General features: G+C 61.4%; 17 protein-coding genes. 10 read left to right on the plus strand and 7 right to left on the minus strand.

Features of this window, described 5'->3' with window-relative positions:
• Window positions 1-20: 20 nt before the first annotated feature.
• Together wecB and wecC are read left to right on the plus strand one after the other, a co-directional pair.
• Window positions 21-1,145 carry a non-hydrolyzing UDP-N-acetylglucosamine 2-epimerase gene (wecB, locus tag K3166_RS13100; RefSeq protein WP_221422629.1) on the plus strand — a complete coding sequence of 375 codons (1,125 nt, stop codon included), beginning with the start codon at window positions 21-23 and terminating at the stop codon, window positions 1,143-1,145.
• Window positions 1,146-1,217: 72 nt separating this feature from the next.
• Window positions 1,218-2,483, plus strand: coding sequence for a UDP-N-acetyl-D-mannosamine dehydrogenase (gene wecC / locus K3166_RS13105; RefSeq protein ID WP_221422630.1), 1,266 nt, complete (start codon window positions 1,218-1,220; stop codon window positions 2,481-2,483).
• Window positions 2,484-2,489: 6 nt separating this feature from the next.
• Here the strand turns inward: wecC and fabI are convergent, their stop codons facing one another.
• The 3 genes from fabI to K3166_RS13120 are packed head-to-tail and all read right to left on the minus strand — an operon-like array spanning window position 2,490 to window position 5,258.
• Window positions 2,490-3,296: an enoyl-ACP reductase FabI gene (fabI, locus tag K3166_RS13110; RefSeq protein ID WP_221424130.1), complete on the minus strand. Its 807-nt coding sequence runs from the start codon at window positions 3,294-3,296 to the stop codon at window positions 2,490-2,492.
• Between the two features lie 22 nt (window positions 3,297-3,318).
• On the minus strand, window positions 3,319-4,308 hold the full coding sequence (locus K3166_RS13115; RefSeq protein ID WP_221422631.1) for a YihY/virulence factor BrkB family protein: 990 nt from the start codon (window positions 4,306-4,308) through the stop codon (window positions 3,319-3,321).
• Window positions 4,309-4,313: 5 nt separating this feature from the next.
• Window positions 4,314-5,258 carry a DnaJ C-terminal domain-containing protein gene (locus tag K3166_RS13120; RefSeq protein WP_221422632.1) on the minus strand — a complete coding sequence of 315 codons (945 nt, stop codon included), beginning with the start codon at window positions 5,256-5,258 and terminating at the stop codon, window positions 4,314-4,316.
• An 82-nt stretch (window positions 5,259-5,340) separates the two neighbouring features.
• Between K3166_RS13120 and pdxH the strand changes: the two genes are divergently transcribed.
• The 3 genes from pdxH to K3166_RS13135 are packed head-to-tail and all read left to right on the plus strand — an operon-like array spanning window position 5,341 to window position 7,693.
• Entirely contained in the window at window positions 5,341-5,961 is a 621-nt protein-coding gene (gene pdxH / locus K3166_RS13125; RefSeq protein ID WP_221422633.1) for a pyridoxamine 5'-phosphate oxidase, read from the plus strand.
• Complete coding sequence (locus K3166_RS13130) at window positions 5,958-6,893, plus strand: cation diffusion facilitator family transporter (protein ID WP_221422634.1); 936 nt, start codon at window positions 5,958-5,960, stop codon at window positions 6,891-6,893. The genes pdxH and K3166_RS13130 overlap by 4 nt, the downstream gene beginning before the upstream one ends.
• Window positions 6,890-7,693: a PhzF family phenazine biosynthesis protein gene (locus K3166_RS13135; RefSeq protein ID WP_221422635.1), complete on the plus strand. Its 804-nt coding sequence runs from the start codon at window positions 6,890-6,892 to the stop codon at window positions 7,691-7,693. The genes K3166_RS13130 and K3166_RS13135 overlap by 4 nt, the downstream gene beginning before the upstream one ends.
• On the opposite strand, the gene K3166_RS13140 is transcribed toward K3166_RS13135, so the two are convergent.
• The gene (locus K3166_RS13140) at window positions 7,672-8,805 is read right to left on the minus strand and encodes a serine hydrolase domain-containing protein (protein ID WP_221422636.1); all 1,134 of its coding nucleotides are present in this window, start codon (window positions 8,803-8,805) and stop codon (window positions 7,672-7,674) included. The two genes, K3166_RS13135 and K3166_RS13140, sit on opposite strands and share 22 nt — an antisense overlap.
• Before the next feature lie 35 nt (window positions 8,806-8,840).
• Between K3166_RS13140 and K3166_RS13145 the strand changes: the two genes are divergently transcribed.
• Window positions 8,841-9,179 carry a hypothetical protein gene (locus K3166_RS13145; RefSeq protein ID WP_221422637.1) on the plus strand — a complete coding sequence of 113 codons (339 nt, stop codon included), beginning with the start codon at window positions 8,841-8,843 and terminating at the stop codon, window positions 9,177-9,179.
• On the opposite strand, the gene K3166_RS13150 is transcribed toward K3166_RS13145, so the two are convergent.
• Genes K3166_RS13150 through mnmA form a run of 3 tightly spaced genes read right to left on the minus strand, consistent with a single transcriptional unit; the run spans window position 9,176 to window position 12,376 of the window.
• Window positions 9,176-10,108 (minus strand): GDP-L-fucose synthase family protein, encoded by a 933-nt coding sequence (locus K3166_RS13150; RefSeq protein WP_282098802.1) that lies wholly within the window; start codon window positions 10,106-10,108, stop codon window positions 9,176-9,178. The two genes, K3166_RS13145 and K3166_RS13150, sit on opposite strands and share 4 nt — an antisense overlap.
• Window positions 10,109-10,114: 6 nt before the next feature.
• The gene (gene gmd / locus K3166_RS13155; protein ID WP_221422638.1) at window positions 10,115-11,161 is read right to left on the minus strand and encodes a GDP-mannose 4,6-dehydratase; all 1,047 of its coding nucleotides are present in this window, start codon (window positions 11,159-11,161) and stop codon (window positions 10,115-10,117) included.
• 60 nt (window positions 11,162-11,221) lie between these two features.
• Window positions 11,222-12,376: a tRNA 2-thiouridine(34) synthase MnmA gene (mnmA, locus tag K3166_RS13160; protein ID WP_221422639.1), complete on the minus strand. Its 1,155-nt coding sequence runs from the start codon at window positions 12,374-12,376 to the stop codon at window positions 11,222-11,224.
• 48 nt (window positions 12,377-12,424) lie between these two features.
• On the opposite strand from mnmA, the gene K3166_RS13165 reads away from it, so the two are divergent.
• The 4 genes from K3166_RS13165 to K3166_RS13180 all read left to right on the plus strand — a co-directional run bounded on the left by K3166_RS13165 (window position 12,425) and on the right by K3166_RS13180 (window position 14,883).
• Window positions 12,425-12,775 carry a hypothetical protein gene (locus K3166_RS13165; protein ID WP_221422640.1) on the plus strand — a complete coding sequence of 117 codons (351 nt, stop codon included), beginning with the start codon at window positions 12,425-12,427 and terminating at the stop codon, window positions 12,773-12,775.
• The gene (gene sciP, locus K3166_RS13170; protein WP_221422641.1) at window positions 12,776-13,075 is read left to right on the plus strand and encodes a CtrA inhibitor SciP; all 300 of its coding nucleotides are present in this window, start codon (window positions 12,776-12,778) and stop codon (window positions 13,073-13,075) included.
• A 135-nt stretch (window positions 13,076-13,210) separates the two neighbouring features.
• Window positions 13,211-13,477: a GlsB/YeaQ/YmgE family stress response membrane protein gene (locus tag K3166_RS13175; RefSeq protein WP_221422642.1), complete on the plus strand. Its 267-nt coding sequence runs from the start codon at window positions 13,211-13,213 to the stop codon at window positions 13,475-13,477.
• A 218-nt stretch (window positions 13,478-13,695) separates the two neighbouring features.
• A complete protein-coding gene (locus K3166_RS13180; protein WP_221422643.1) occupies window positions 13,696-14,883 on the plus strand; it encodes an efflux RND transporter periplasmic adaptor subunit in 1,188 nt (395 codons plus the stop codon).
• Window position 14,884 lies beyond the last annotated feature (1 nt).

Consider the following 14,884-nt stretch of genomic DNA (forward strand, 5'->3'; position numbering starts at 1 on the left):
TGCGGTTAGAGCGCGCAAATATGACCGCGCGCCCCAAAATTCTCACCGTTTTCGGCACCCGTCCCGAAGCGATCAAGCTGTTCCCACTGGTCCATGCCCTGGAGGCAGACGGCCGGTTCGAAAGCCGCGTCTGCGTGTCCGCGCAGCACCGCGGAATGCTCGACCAGGTGCTTGATATTGCTGCGGTTGCTCCAGATCACGACCTTGACCTGATGACGCCGGGGCAGTCGCTCGACGAACTGACGGCACGGGCACTGACCGGTATCGGCAAGGTGCTGGACGCAGAACAGCCGGACTGGGTGGTGGTGCAAGGTGACACTACCACGGTCATGGCAGGCGCAATCGCCGCCTATTACCGCAAGATCCCCGTCTGCCACGTGGAAGCCGGCCTGCGCAGCGGCAACATTCACCACCCTTGGCCAGAAGAGGTCAATCGCCGCGTCGTGGGGACCTTCGCAGCGCTGCACTGCGCGCCTACCGAAACCAGTGCGAACGCCTTGCTGAAAGAAAACGTCGATCCGTCCAGCGTCCATGTAACCGGCAATACCGTTATCGATGCGCTCAAATGGGTGACGAAGAAGATCGAGGACGAACCCGGGCTTGCGTCAGGCCTGGCCGACCTCGAGGCGCGTTTCGCTGGCAAGCGGATTATCGGCATGACCAGCCACCGGCGCGAAAACTTCGGTGACGGGATGCAGGGTATCGCCAATGCGGTTAAAGAGATTGCACAGCGTGCTGACGTTGCGGTTATTTTCCCAGTGCATCTCAATCCCAACGTGCGGGCGGTGATGAACGAGCAATTGGCCGGACTCGACAACGTCGCGCTGATCGAACCGCTCGACTACCCGCATTTCGCGCGGCTGCTCGATATCAGCCACCTGATGCTGACTGATAGCGGAGGCGTGCAGGAAGAGGCGCCCGCTCTGGGCAAGCCCGTGCTGGTCATGCGCGAGACCACCGAACGCCCCGAAGGAGTGGAGGCGGGTACCGCCAAGCTGGTTGGCACAGACGCCGCCACAATCGTGCGCGAGACCACTCGCTTGCTCGACGACGAAGAAGCTTATTCTGCCATGGCGCGTGCCCATAACCCGTTCGGTGATGGGCAGTCGTCGCAGCGTATCTGCGATCTCCTCGCAGCCTCGTGACACAGCGTTACTGGTAAATTTACCTTCGCCCGCTAGGCAGGCGGGCGAAAACGAGACGGGAATCATCAAGAAATGCGCGGCGATACCAAACCCGAAGTCTGTGTCATCGGTCTAGGCTATATCGGCCTGCCGACAGCCGCCATTATCGCCCGCGCGGGCTGCCCGGTTCACGGGGTCGACGTGACGCAGAGCGTGGTCGACACCATCAATCGCGGCGAAATCCACATCGAGGAAGTCGATCTCGACGGCCTTGTGCAGGCTGTCGTGCAGCGCGGCTTCCTCAAGGCCTCCACCGAGGTTGCACCTGCCGATGTTTTCGTAATCGCGGTGCCGACACCCTTCGCCAAGGATGGCAATCACACCCCGGACACGTCCTATGTCATGTCCGCAGCCGAAAACGTGGCCAAGGTGCTCAAGAAGGGCGACGTGGTCATCCTGGAATCGACGTCGCCGGTTGGCACGACAGAAGCGATGCGCGATGCTATTGCCGCCAAGCGCCCCGATCTTGCGATGCCGGGCCTGACGGACGGCCAGCCTGACGTCAGCCTCGCCTACTGCCCGGAGCGCGTTCTGCCCGGTAAAATCCTTGAGGAACTCACCCACAACGACCGTTCGATCGGCGGCATTACGCCGCGCTGTGCACGCAAGGCGCTCGCCTTCTACAAGCGGTTCGTGAAGGGCGAATGCGTCACCACCGACGTGCGCAGCGCCGAAATGACCAAGCTGGTCGAGAATAGCTTCCGCGACGTGAACATTGCCTTCGCCAACGAGCTTTCGATGATCGCCGACAAGCAGGGACTGGACGTGTGGGAGGTCATCCGCCTCGCCAATCGCCATCCGCGCGTGAATATCCTCACCCCTGGCCCCGGCGTGGGCGGCCACTGTATAGCGGTCGATCCGTGGTTCATCGTACACGGCGCACCCGATGAGGCGAAAATGATCCGCCAAGCGCGTGAGACGAATGATGGCAAGATGCACCATGTCCTTGCCCGCGCAAAAGCCCTGATCGAAGCCAATCCAGGCCAGAAGGTCGCGTGCCTGGGCCTGGCGTTCAAAGCCAATATCGACGACTTCCGCGAAAGCCCGGCCCGTTATGTCGCCGCCAGTCTGGCGCGCGAATATGGCGACCGCGTGCAGGTAGTCGAACCCTATGCCGGCGAGCTGCCCAAGGAATTCGAAGGCACTTCGGCCGAACTGGTCGACATCGACACCGCGCTCGAAGAAAGCGGTGTATTGATCACGCTGGTCGACCATGACGTCTTCAAGGTTATCCCGCCCGAAGAACGCCAGAACAAGGCCGTTTACGACACGCGCGGCATCTGGCCGGACGTCGCCTGAAGCTAACTACTTGTCGAGCGCGATATCCGGCGCGTCTTCCTGCTTCATCCCGACGACATGATAGCCTGCATCGACATGATGCGTCTCGCCGGTCACACCGGATGACAGGTCGGACAGGAAATACACGCCTGACCCGCCAACATCCTCGATAGTGACGTTGCGGCGCAGCGGCGAATTATATTCGTTCCACTTCAGGATGTAGCGGAAATCACCGATCCCGCTCGCGGCCAGCGTCTTGATCGGCCCGGCGCTGATCGCGTTGACGCGGATGTTCTGCGGCCCAAGGTCGTTGGCGAGATATTGGACACTGGTTTCCAGCGCTGCCTTGGCCACGCCCATGACATTGTAATGCGGAATGACTTTTTCGGCGCCGTAATAGGTGAGCGTAACGATGCTGCCGCCATTTGGCATCATCTCGCTGGCACGCTTGGCAACGGCGACGAGGCTGTAGGCCGAAATGTTCATAGTCATCAGGAAGTTGTCGAGGCTGGTATCGACATATTTGCCGCGCAGCTCGCTCTTGTCTGAAAAGCCGATGGCGTGGACCACGAAATCGATCGTGTCCCAGCGCTCCTTCAGCGTGTCGAACGCCTTGTCGAGCGCCTCCATGTCGGACACATCGCATTCGAAAATGAAATCGCTGCCTAGCTGCTCGGCCAGCGGGCCGACGCGCTTCTTCAGGGCTTCGCCCTGATAGGAAAACGCCAGTTCGGCGCCATGTTCGCGCAGCTGTTTGGCTATGCCCCAAGCCAGCGATTTGTCATTCGCCAGCCCCATGATCAGCCCGCGCTTGCCTTGCATCAGTCCGCCCATCACAGCATCCCTTCCTTGATGATCAATCCGTTTTTGCGGCCACCACTGCGTCGCCATCTTCGCCGAGTTCAACTTCCTCGGGCGTTTCGGCAAGGGCCGCGTTCAATTCCGCGCCGATAACCACACCCAGCCCGACAAGCCAGAAAAAGAACAGCGCAATCATGATCCCGGCAAGGCTGCCATAAGTCAGGTTGTAAGTGAAAAAACTGCGCAGCACGATCGGCATGAGCGTGGTCGCCAGGATCCACCAGATCGTCGTGAACAGTACACCGGGCCATTTGGGATATCGGCGCGCGCGGTAATGTGACGGCGTGAGCGTATAGAAGATCATGTAGAGTGACCCGAACAGGCCCAGCGCGGGAATTATGCGGCTGATCCGCAGATCGGACACCCGGTCGAGCAATTGCGGGAAATATGCCTCGATAACCTGCTGTGCGGCGCCGATGACGACCTGCGCCAGCAGGGACAGCATCAGCAACAGGACCGCGCCGATGATGACCCCGCTGGAGAAAATCCGGTATTTCCAGAAGGCCTTGGTCATCTTGGTGCCGTATGCCCGGCGCAGGATGTCGCGGATCGTCTCCACCAGGCTGCCAACGGTCCACAGGGCGATTGCTGCACCGGCCCAGAGCAGCCAGCCGCTGCGCGCCTCGATCACATCGCGGGCAACCGGTTCGATGACGTTGCCGACCATCGGGGGCAGGGCGACAAGCACCGCATTGATGGTTGCCGCGCGCTCGGCCTCTTCCCCGAATAGAGAGAATATGGCTGCGCCCAGGATGAAGAACGGGAAAATCGACAGCATGGCGAGGTAGGCAAGGTTGCCTGCGTGGATGAAGCCGTCATTGAACGTGCCGATCGCCGTGCGCTTGACGACCTGGAAGAACTTGGTGCCGGGACCGACGTGATTGGCCACGCGTCCGCGCAAGGTAACAGCTTCCTGCCGCCGGGCCTCGGGAGAGAGCGAGCGGACCTCGCGCTCTTCAGGCTCGGGCAGCGGATGATGTACCAAAAGTCCTATACCCCGAGTTTGCTCCGTGGGTCGCTTTCGTCCTTCCACCCATCGAGCCGCTTGGCAAGTTCGCCAAGGTCCGAGGGCAGCTGGATTTCAAGCGTCACGAGCTGGTCTCCGCGGTTACCGTCCTTCTTGGAAAATCCCTTGCCCTTGAGGCGCAGAACGGTTCCGCCGCTGGTGCCGGCCTTGATGGTCATCATGACCGGACCATCGACGGTGGGCACGCGGACCTTTCCTCCGTTCAGCGCTTCATCGAGCGTGATCGGCAGGTCGAAACGCACATCGTCGCCGTCGCGGCGATAGAGCTTGTGACGGTCAATCTTGATTGTCACCAGCCCGTCGCCGGTCCCGCCAGGACCCGTCTGGCCCTTGCCCTTGAGGCGCATCTGGGTCCCGTCTTCGACGCCTTTGGGAAGCTTCAGGTCGATCGTCTTGCCATCGGCCAGCGTAATGCGCTGATCACGCAGCGAGGCTGCATCGGTGAAAGGAACGCGCAGAGTATAGGCGATATCGGCGCCCTTGCTGGGCGGTGGCCGCCGACCGGCGAAGGGATCGGACCGTCCCCGCGCGCCGCCGCGATTGCCGCCGAACAAGCCTTCGAAAATATCGCCGATGTCGACGCTCTCATTCCCGAAGCCCTGGAAGTCTTCCGACCGGAACCCGCGCTGTCCGCCCGGATGCCCTCCGCCAAAGCCGCCGCCCATGCCGCCAAACGGATTGGTCGGATTGCCTTCGGCGTCGATTTCGCCGCGGTCGAAACGGGCTCGCTTGTCCTTGTCGGACAGGAGATCATAAGCGTTCGTCACGACGCTGAACTTTTCCGCAGCCTTGGGATTATCCTTGTTGCGGTCTGGGTGAAGCTCCTTGGCGAGCTTGCGATATGCGCTCTTGATGTCCTTTTCGGACGCGGAGCGCGGGACGCCAAGGATGGAATAGGGATCGGCCATAGCGTGTTAGCTAGGTGTAACACTCGCGCCGCGCAAGCTTCGTGCTTTGCCCGAGGCGATGAAGAGGTTAGGGGCTATGCTCATGGATCAAGAAAGCACCATCCCCCAAAGCGATCCCTTTTCGCTGTTCGAAATCTGGTTTGGCGAGGCCAAGGCGAGCGAGCCAAACGACCCGAATGCGATGGCGCTGGCTACGGCGAACCCGCAGGCGCGCCCCTCGGTGCGGATGGTTTTGCTGAAGGGCCACGGGGCGCACTGGGGCTCTGGCGGCGGGTTTGTCTTCTACACCAATGCCGAAAGCCGCAAAGGCGAGGAAATTCGCGCGAACATGCACGCTTCACTGCTGTTCCACTGGAAAAGCCTGCGCCGCCAGATCCGTATCGAGGGTCCGCTTGAAGAAGTTTCGAGCGATCAGGCAGATGCCTATTTCCACTCGCGCCCCCGGGGTTCGCAGATCGGCTCTGCTGCCAGCGACCAGTCGCGGCCGCTTCCCGACCGGAAACTCTATCTCGACCGCGTCGCGTCGCTGGAAGAGCGGTATCCCGAAGGCGATATTCCCCGGCCGCCGCACTGGACGGGCTTCGTGCTGTCGCCGCTTGCGATCGAATTCTGGCAGGACCGCGATTACCGGCTGCATGACCGCCGCCGCTTCACGCGCTCCAGCCCTACAGAAGCGTGGTCGAACACGCTGCTCTACCCATGACCGACCGGCGCGCATGGCTCGCGCGCTCTGCTGCGCTTGCCTCGATATCGGTGGCGGTCGTGCTTGTCGCGCTCAAGACCTGGGCGAGCCTTATTACCGGCTCGACCGCAATGCTCGGCAGCCTGGCCGATTCGGCGCTGGACCTGATCGCCAGCCTCGCGACGCTGACTGGGGTCTGGATCGCAGCGCAGCCCGCTGACGAAGATCATCGGTTCGGCCACGGCAAGGCAGAGGCGCTTGCGGCAATATTTCAGGTCATGCTGATAGCCCTCTCAGCTTTCGGGATCGCCATCCGCGCGATTATGCAATGGGCGCAAGGGGGCCAAACCTCAGCCGCCGAAGAAGGCATTGGTGTCTCGGTCATCGCGATCGTGCTGACTTTCGCGCTGCTCGGCTGGCAGCGTTACGTGATGAATCGCACCCGCAGCCTCGCGATCCAGACCGATCACCTTCATTACAAGTCCGACCTGTTGCTCAACGTCGCAGTCATTGCAGCGCTGGTTCTCGACCAATTCGCCGGACTGACCGGCGCCGATCCCCTGTTCGGCCTGGCAATTGCTGCATGGCTTGGCTGGGGCGCGTTCAATGCCGCGGGCGAGGCAGTCGACGATCTCATGGACCGCGAGTGGCCAGAGGAAAAACGTCTCGCTTTCGTCGAAGCCGCGGCCCGGCATCCCGAGCTTTCCAACCTCCATGACCTGCGCACCCGTACCAGCGGGCACCGGGATTTCGTCCAGTTCCACGTCGATTTGCCCGGCACGATGACGGTGGAAGAGGCGCATGACATCATCGAGCGAGTGGAAGCTGATCTGTGCGCGCAATATCCCGACATGGAACTGCTGATCCATATCGACCCGGAGGGTCATGTCGATGAACCCGGCAACCCGCTCGTCGAAGAGAACGAGTTCGACCGGCTGGAGAACGAGAAATGAGCGCCATTCCCTATTGGCATGTCGATGCCTTCGCTGACGCGCCGTTCAAGGGCAATCAGGCGGCCGTAATGCCGCTGGATACGTGGCTGCCGGACGATGTCCTGCAGGCGATCGGCGAAGAGAACGCTTTTGCCGAAACCGCTTTCATCCTGCCCGACCAGACCGGTGAGGCCGATTACGAGCTTCGCTGGTTCACTCCGACCGAGGAAGTGCAGCTGTGCGGCCATGCCACATTGGCGAGCGGGCACGTGGTCCTCACGCGCGATGGCGGGGAGCGCGTGACCTTCCGCACCCGAAGGGCGGGCATTCTCGAAGTTTGCCGCAGCGATGCTGGATACGAGCTTGGCCTGCCGCTCATCCCGACCGAGCAGGGGGCTTGGGATGAGGCGGTCGGTTTCCTCGGCGCGCAGCCCACGGAAGTCTGGCTGAATCCGGGCGGCTACGGCGTCTACCTGTTCGAGAACGAGGCTGCCGTGCGGGCAATCGATCCCGATCTCCGCGGATTGAAGGCGCTCGGGAACGACCAGTTTATCTGCACTGCGCCGGGCACCGATACTGATGTGATCAGCCGGGTTTTCGTGCCGGGCGGCGGGGTCGATGAAGACAGTTTCACCGGCTCAGCCCATGCGGCGCTGACATGGTTCTGGACCGAAAAGCTCGGGCGGGACAATTTCACCGCGTTCCAGGCATCGCAGCGCGGCGGCCGTGCTACCTGCCGCCGCGCAGGCGATCAGGCATGGCTTGGCGGATCGTGCGTCACCGTGGTGAAGGGCGAGTTCTACCTGCCCCGAACGGGATAGAGTTCGATCACATCGGCGAGCTGCTGCAGCATCGCCTCACGCTCTTCCCGGTTGGAATGCCCCAACCGCACAATCGTCAGCCCCTGTTCGGGCGAAACGAACACATACTGCCCCATGTGGCCGATCATCGAATAGGCACTGTGCGGTGCGCGGTCGGGGAACAGGGGGTGCTGCGGCTCGCCGTTGGGCCGATTGAGCCATGTTTGCAGCCCGTAATGCGAACTTGCCGGACTGGGCTTCACCATTTCTTCGACCCAGCTGCGCGGGACCAGTTGCTCTCCGCGGTTTGATCCCTTGCGCCGCAGCAGCTCGCCCAGCTTTGCCCAGTCGCGGGCATCTGCGTGCATCAGGCTGCCGCCGATCAGCGTGCCTGACCGGTCGAATTCCGGCACCATCGATGTCAGGCCCAGCGGATCGAATAGCCGTGCCTGCAAATAATCACTGACTGCCAGCCGGCGCGCTTCGGGATCGCTGCTGTCGGTCAGCGCGCGCGCCGCGATATCAGCCAGGATCACCGTGGTGTTGGACGAATATTCGAACTTCTCGCCCGGCTCGGCTTCAGGCGGCTGGGCGGTGGCAAAACCCGCCATGTTGTCGCGCTCTTCAAGGAACAGCATGCGCACTTCGCTGCTTTCATACAGCGGCTCTCCGACCTCGGTATGCTCCAGCCCGCTGCGCATTTGCAGCAGGTGGCGCAATGTGATGTCCGCCCGCGGATCGCCGCTACGCTGCCAGCGCGGTACGGGTGCGGGCGAATCGAGGCGGAGAAGACCATCGCCAACCAGCTGGCCAATCATCATTGCAGTCACCGTCTTGGCCATCGACCAGCTGACAAAACGGGTGTCCGCGTCATATCCCTCCGAATAGCGCTCGGCAGCGATCTTTCCGTCATGCATCACGATCAGCGCCCGGGTTTCGCCGAGCCCGTCCATCGTGAAAAGATCATCCACTTCGCGCGCCAGGGCCTTGGTCGGCGCCCCGGCATTTTGCGTAACGGCAGCAAGGGCTTCGGCGCTCAGCGGCGGTTCTTCGGCGGGACCGGGTCCGCCGCATGAGCCAAGACTTGTGGCGGCAAGGGTAAGGGCGATAAGGGGGTGCGACCGCAATTTCATGACTCACGCACTCGCACGAGGAAACCTCTCCCGCAATGGCGAAAAAACGCTCTCTCCTGGCCAGCCGCTGGCTGTGGCTCGCTATCCTTCTGGCCGTACTGGCCGGTGCGGCCTGGCTCGGCTGGGGCGAAGGACTGCGCAAGAATGCCGAAGCGGGTACGGCCTATACCGCTCGCGTGGCGTGTTCATGCCGCTATGTCGCGGGGCGAAGTCTGGATGACTGCGCCAAGGACAAGGTTGAGGGGACCGAATTGGTCATGCTCAGCGAAGACCCCGGCCCCAAGAGCGTGACTGCAAGCGTCCCGTTTATCGCTTCGGATACCGCCACTTACCGCGAAGGGTATGGCTGCGTCCTCAAGAAATGGGAGCGTTAGGTCGCGACCCGCAGGTAATCGGCATACGCATTGGGCAGCCCATCTTCCAAGGTAATGGACGGGGACCAGCCCATCGCTTCCAGCCGCGAGGAATCCATCAGTTTCTGCGGCGTTCCGTCGGGCTTTGAGGTATCGCATACGATCTGGCCGTTGAAGCCGACCGTGCTGGCGATTTTGCCCGCGAGATCGGCGATGGAAATGTCCTTGCCGGAACCCACATTCACATGCTCCTCGGCCGAGTATTCGCGCAGGAGGAGGATGCAGGCATCGGCCAGGTCGTCGACATGCAGGAATTCGCGGCGCGGCGTACCGCTCCCCCAGATCGCAACCTCGCTGGCACCGGAAAGCTTCGCTTCGTGCATACGGCGAATCAGACCGGGGATGACGTGGCTGCCTTCGGGTTCGTAATTGTCTCCGGGACCGTACAGATTGGCCGGCATCGCCGAGATGAAGTCGCAGGCATATTGCCTGCGGTAGGTCTCGACCAGCTTGAGCCCGGCAATCTTGGCGACGGCATAGGCTTCGTTGGTCGGCTCCAGCGCTCCGGTCAGCAGTGCGTTTTCGGCAATCGGCTGCGGGGCGAACTTCGGGTAGATGCACGATGAGCCGAGGAACAGCAGCTTGATTGTTCCGTGCTGACGGGCTGCTTCGATCACATTCGCAGAGATAGCGAGATTATCGTAGAGAAACTCCGCCGGACGCAAGGAATTGGCCATGATCCCGCCCACCCGTGCTGCGGCCAGCAAAACCGCTTCGGGCCGATTGGCCTCAAACCAGTTACGTGTGTCAGCCTGTTCGCGCAGATCCAGGGACCGGGGTGCCGTGACGATTTCGCATTGCTCGCGCTTCAGCCGCCGAACAAGCGCCGAACCCACCATGCCGCCATGCCCGGCGACGAAGATTTTCCTGCCCGACAGCGTGAACGTCATCGGCCGCTAGTACCCGCGGATCGCAGCGATGTCTGCTGCGACCATCTCGCGGGCGAGCTCGCGCACTCCGGACTTGGCCTCCCAGCCCAGCTTTGCCTTGGCCTTGGCGGCATTGCCGCAGAGGTAATCGACTTCGGTCGGGCGGAAATAGCGCGGATCTATCTGGACGAGGCAGCGGCCAGTATCCTTGCAATACCCCTTCTCGTCCGTCCCTTCACCCCGAAACTCGATGCCGATACCAGCATCGTCGAACGCCCAGATTGTGAAGTCGCGCACGCTTTGGGTCGAGCCGGTTGCCAGGACATAATCTTCGGGCTCGTCCTGTTGCAGCATCAGCCACATACCCTCTGCAAACTCGCGGGCATGGCCCCAGTCGCGCTGGGCATCGAGATTGCCGAGATAGAGTTGGTCCTGAATACCAAGAGATATCGCTGCTGCGCCGCGCGTGATCTTGCGGGTGACGAAAGTCTCGCCGCGAACCGGGCTCTCATGGTTGAACATGATCCCGCAGCTGGCGTGAAGGCCGTAAGCTTCGCGGTAATTCACCGTGATCCAGTGGGCATACAGCTTCGCCACAGCATAGGGGCTGCGCGGGTAAAAAGGTGTATCTTCGTCCTGCGGACTGACTTGGACCTTGCCAAACATCTCGCTCGTAGACGCCTGGAAGAAGCGGGTGCGATCCTCCAGCTTCAGAATTCTGATCGCTTCGAGCAGTCGCAGCGTGCCAAGCGCATCGGCGTTGGCCGTGTATTCAGGGGTCTCGAAACTGACCTGTACGTGGCTCTGTGCGGCGAGATTGTAGATCTCGTCCGGTTGGACTTCCTGGACCACGCGAATGATATTGGTGGCGTCTGTAACATCGCCAAAATGCAGGTGCATACGCGGGTTTTCGACGTGCGGATCTTCATAGATGTCTTCGATCCGGCCCGTGTTGAAAGACGATGAGCGGCGCTTCACGCCGTGCACTTCGTAGCCCTTTCCCAGCAGCAGGTGCGCCAGGTACGATCCGTCCTGACCGGTCACCCCGGTGATTAATGCGCGCTTTGCGGACAACCCGTGTCTCCTATTTTCCTAAGCGGGTAGGGAGAAAGGGTCACTCAATGCAAGCGCTGGTCAGGCGGATATCCTCGTAGTTTCGTCGATCCAGCCGCCGCCGATGACCCGATCACCCGCATAGATGACCGCCGCTTGTCCGGGCGCGACGCCGAACTCGGGCTCTGCGAAGCGGATCGTGGCGGAGGCCCCGTCGCCAAGCGGGCTGTCGAGCATGATCGGCACCGGCTTGGCCAGGCTGCGCACTTTAGCAGTAAGCGCAGCATCCGGCATCGGGCCGATGCGATTGGTTTCTATGAGTTTTGCACCCGACACAGCGAGCATTCGCTTGGGTCCGGCCATTACGCGGGCGTTTTCGGCATCGATCCCGGTCACGTAAAGCGGCTCGGGCTGACCTCCGATATCGAGGCCCCGCCGCTGTCCGACGGTGTAGTGGATGACGCCCTTGTGCTGGCCGAGCACGTCGCCGGTTGCTGCGTGGACGATATCCCCCGGTCTTGCACCTTCAGGCCGCATTTTCTTGACGATTTTGGCATAATCGCCGTCCGGCACGAAACAGATGTCCTGGCTGTCGGGCTTGGCCGCGTTGCGCAGACCGGCCGCCTCGGCCAATTCGCGCACCTCTGCCTTGGGCAGGCCGCCGAGCGGGAAACGCAGGTAATCGAGCTGGTCCTCGGTCGTGGCGTACAGGAAATAGGACTGATCACGCGCCGGATCGATGGCGCGGTGGAGCTCGGCACCGGCAGGGCCCATCAAGCGCTGCACATAGTGGCCGGTCGCCAGGCAATCGGCTCCAAGCTCACGCGCCATGGCGAACAGATCGGTGAATTTCGGGCCCATATTGCAGCGAATGCAGGGGACCGGCGTGCGCCCTGAAAGGTATTCGTCCGCGAAAGTTTCGACCACTTCTTCGCGAAACGCGCTTTCATGGTCCGAAACATAGTGCGCTATGCCAAGCCTGTCGGCCACGGCACGGGCGTCGGCGATATCATCACCGGCGCAGCAGGCACCCTTGCGCCCGGTCGCTGCGCCGTAGTCATAAAGCTGGAGTGTGATGCCAATGACCTCGGCACCGCTTTTCGCAGCCAGCGCCGCGACTACGGAGGAGTCAACGCCGCCGGACATCGCGACGACGATGCGGCATTCTGATGCTGGGCGCGGCAGGTCGAAAAGTCCGGCTGCAGTGGCCGGTTCAAGAAGACGGGATTCGGGCATGGCGGGCCCCATACACGGCTTGGGGGCTTGCCTCCACCATTTAGCGGTTTGCGCCAGATGCAATGCTTCACACACTTTTTACCATGTGCCCGTATTCACAATGGCATGTTTGAGGGGCACATCAATCGCAAGGCTTTCGCGGACGGACGCGAAAACGAGGTTTTGCAGCGTTTTCGCTGGACCGAGCTGGTCGCCCGGCTCGAAGCGACTCGCGAACTGCGCGATGAACTCGCGAAGGGTTCGCAGGGCGGCTTCGAGGCGTTTGGCGAAGTCCGCCGCGAGACCAGCGAAAAAGGTAAAACCACCGTTAACCAAACAAGTTTAGCGCATGGCAAAGAGGCTCCCCTACAGTCTGGGCGAGCCGCAAGTGGTGCGGTGCATGGCGACAAAGAGAAATAGATGATCGAAAATCAGGACATCCGCCCTGCACAGGTAATCGGCCCGCTTGGCGAGCCGCTGACCTTGAAGGATCTGCCATCGCCCAAGACGCGGCGCTGGGTCGTGCGCCGCAAGGCGGAGGTTGTTGCAGCCGTCACAGGCGGTTTGCTGACCATCGACGAGGTGCTTGAGCGCTACAGCCTCACGCTGGAAGAATTTGCTTCCTGGCAGCGTGCAGTGGACCGTTCGGGTATGCAGGGACTTCGCGTCACCCGCATCCAGCACTACCGTGACCTTTACGAACGGCAGTTCAAATACTGAAACATTCCCTCACGGGAACCAATTTCCAATCCGATCGCTTTTCGAAATAATTCGCGTTGCTAAGTGGCGCGATTATCTCCGTCATTTTGCCTCTTTCAAGGGGAGGGGGCGGCGGCAAAAGCAGGAGTATTTATAATGGGTTGGATTATTGCACTTATCGTTGGCGGTGTTGCCGGCTGGCTCGCCAGCATGGTCATGAACCGCGATGCCTCGATGGGCATTTTCTGGAACATTGTTGTCGGTATCATCGGCTCGGTCCTTGGCAATCTCATTGCTGGCCCGCTGCTCGGCGTTTCTGGCAGCGTGCAGGAATTTTCGCTGACCGGTCTCATCATCGCTATTGTCGGTGCCGTGGTACTGCTCGGCATCGTAAACCTCGTACAGCGCGGCCGCGTCCGCTAAATACGAGACACGTATCTACGTCTTTTGGAAGGGCGGCAGGGCAACCTGTCGCCCTTTTGCGTGGGCGGCTTTCGTCCGGCCAGATCACCCCTTCATAGAGAGTTCCATTGCCCTCACGGGAAGCCGGCCTTAGGGGCGGGAATGCGCAGTCTTGCGCTTTGTGATTTAGTCGAGTAATACACCAGCCGACTAAAGCTGCGAGAAATCGGGACGAAAAGATGAATTACGAGTCCGGCATACAATCTGACACGGCCGAAGCTGCGGTAGTCGCGCCCGAGGAGGAATTCGGAATGGAGAAGCCCGCGCGCCACACGAAGCGCTGGATCATTGGTGCCATTCTCGTCCTGGCAGCGATCATCGCCGCTTACCTGTATCTGACCGCGGGCGCTGAAGAAGACGTCGCCGATCGCGATTCCCAGGCAGCTACGGTTACCGTGGTATCGCCCGGCAGAACTACCGTGGCCGGCGAAATAGTCGCAACCGGGGTTCTCGCGGCTCGCCGTGAAATGCCTGTCGGTGTCGTCGGTGAAGGCGGCCGTGTTGTTACCATCCCGGTCGAGGCCGGTGACTGGGTCCGACAGGGCCAGGTGCTCGCAGTAATCGACCGTTCGGTGCAATCGCAGCAGGCCCAGAGCGCCGCCGCGCAGATCCAGGTCGCTCAGGCCGACGCCAATCTCGCCCAGTCCAATCTCGATCGCTCGCTCCAGCTGGTCGAGCGCGGCTTCGTCTCCAAAGCTGACGTAGATCGCCTTACTGCGACCCGCGATGCTGCTGCCGCGCGTGTCCGCGTTGCGCAGGCATCCTTGCGCGAACTTCAGGCCCGTAATGCGCGGCTCAACATCGTGGCGCCTGCCGCAGGACTTATCCTGAGCCGCAGTGTCGAAGTTGGCGCGACCGTTTCGGCCGGCTCTGGCCCGCTATTTCTCATTGCACGCGGCGGCGAGATCGAAATGCTCGCTCAGGTCGGCGAAGAACAGCTGGCCCAGCTGAGTGCAGGCGTCTCGGCGGAAGTGACGCCGGTGGGCACGGACAAGTCATTTACCGGCCAGGTCTGGCAGATCGCTCCGACAATTGACCGGCAGAACCGCCAGGGCACTGCGCGCATCGCACTTCCGTACGCACCCGGATTGCGCCCGGGCGGCTTTGCAACTGCAACGATCCTCAGCGGTACGACAACTGCGCCGATCCTGCCGGAAAGTGCCGTATTGTCCGACGATGAGGGCAGTTTCGTTTATGTCATCGACGGCGAAAACAAGGCGCGGCGCACTTCGGTCGAAGCCGGAAATGTCACCAGTGAAGGCGTAATCATCGAAAGCGGTATCACGGGCAGCGAAAAGATCGTCCTGCGCGCCGGCGGCTTCCTTACCGAGGGCGAAACGGTCAATCCCCGTGCGCTCGAGAATTAAA

It is taken from the genome of Qipengyuania psychrotolerans (genome assembly GCF_019711355.1).
Taxonomy (GTDB): domain Bacteria; phylum Pseudomonadota; class Alphaproteobacteria; order Sphingomonadales; family Sphingomonadaceae; genus Qipengyuania; species Qipengyuania psychrotolerans.

Excerpts from the sequence above, each read along its gene's own strand:
- wecB (WP_221422629.1), top strand. The coding sequence starts at position 21 with ATGACCGCGCGCCCCAAAATTCTCACCGTTTTCGGCACCCGTCCCGAA.
- wecC (WP_221422630.1), top strand. The coding sequence starts at position 1,218 with ATGCGCGGCGATACCAAACCCGAAGTCTGTGTCATCGGTCTAGGCTAT.
- fabI (WP_221424130.1), bottom strand. The coding sequence starts at position 3,296 with ATGGGCGGACTGATGCAAGGCAAGCGCGGGCTGATCATGGGGCTGGCG.
- K3166_RS13120 (WP_221422632.1), bottom strand. The coding sequence starts at position 5,258 with ATGGCCGATCCCTATTCCATCCTTGGCGTCCCGCGCTCCGCGTCCGAA.
- pdxH (WP_221422633.1), top strand. The coding sequence starts at position 5,341 with ATGGATCAAGAAAGCACCATCCCCCAAAGCGATCCCTTTTCGCTGTTC.
- K3166_RS13130 (WP_221422634.1), top strand. The coding sequence starts at position 5,958 with ATGACCGACCGGCGCGCATGGCTCGCGCGCTCTGCTGCGCTTGCCTCG.
- K3166_RS13135 (WP_221422635.1), top strand. The coding sequence starts at position 6,890 with ATGAGCGCCATTCCCTATTGGCATGTCGATGCCTTCGCTGACGCGCCG.
- K3166_RS13140 (WP_221422636.1), bottom strand. The coding sequence starts at position 8,805 with ATGAAATTGCGGTCGCACCCCCTTATCGCCCTTACCCTTGCCGCCACA.
- K3166_RS13145 (WP_221422637.1), top strand. The coding sequence starts at position 8,841 with ATGGCGAAAAAACGCTCTCTCCTGGCCAGCCGCTGGCTGTGGCTCGCT.
- K3166_RS13150 (WP_282098802.1), bottom strand. The coding sequence starts at position 10,108 with ATGACGTTCACGCTGTCGGGCAGGAAAATCTTCGTCGCCGGGCATGGC.
- mnmA (WP_221422639.1), bottom strand. The coding sequence starts at position 12,376 with ATGCCCGAATCCCGTCTTCTTGAACCGGCCACTGCAGCCGGACTTTTC.
- sciP (WP_221422641.1), top strand. The coding sequence starts at position 12,776 with ATGATCGAAAATCAGGACATCCGCCCTGCACAGGTAATCGGCCCGCTT.
- K3166_RS13175 (WP_221422642.1), top strand. The coding sequence starts at position 13,211 with ATGGGTTGGATTATTGCACTTATCGTTGGCGGTGTTGCCGGCTGGCTC.
- K3166_RS13180 (WP_221422643.1), top strand. The coding sequence starts at position 13,696 with ATGAATTACGAGTCCGGCATACAATCTGACACGGCCGAAGCTGCGGTA.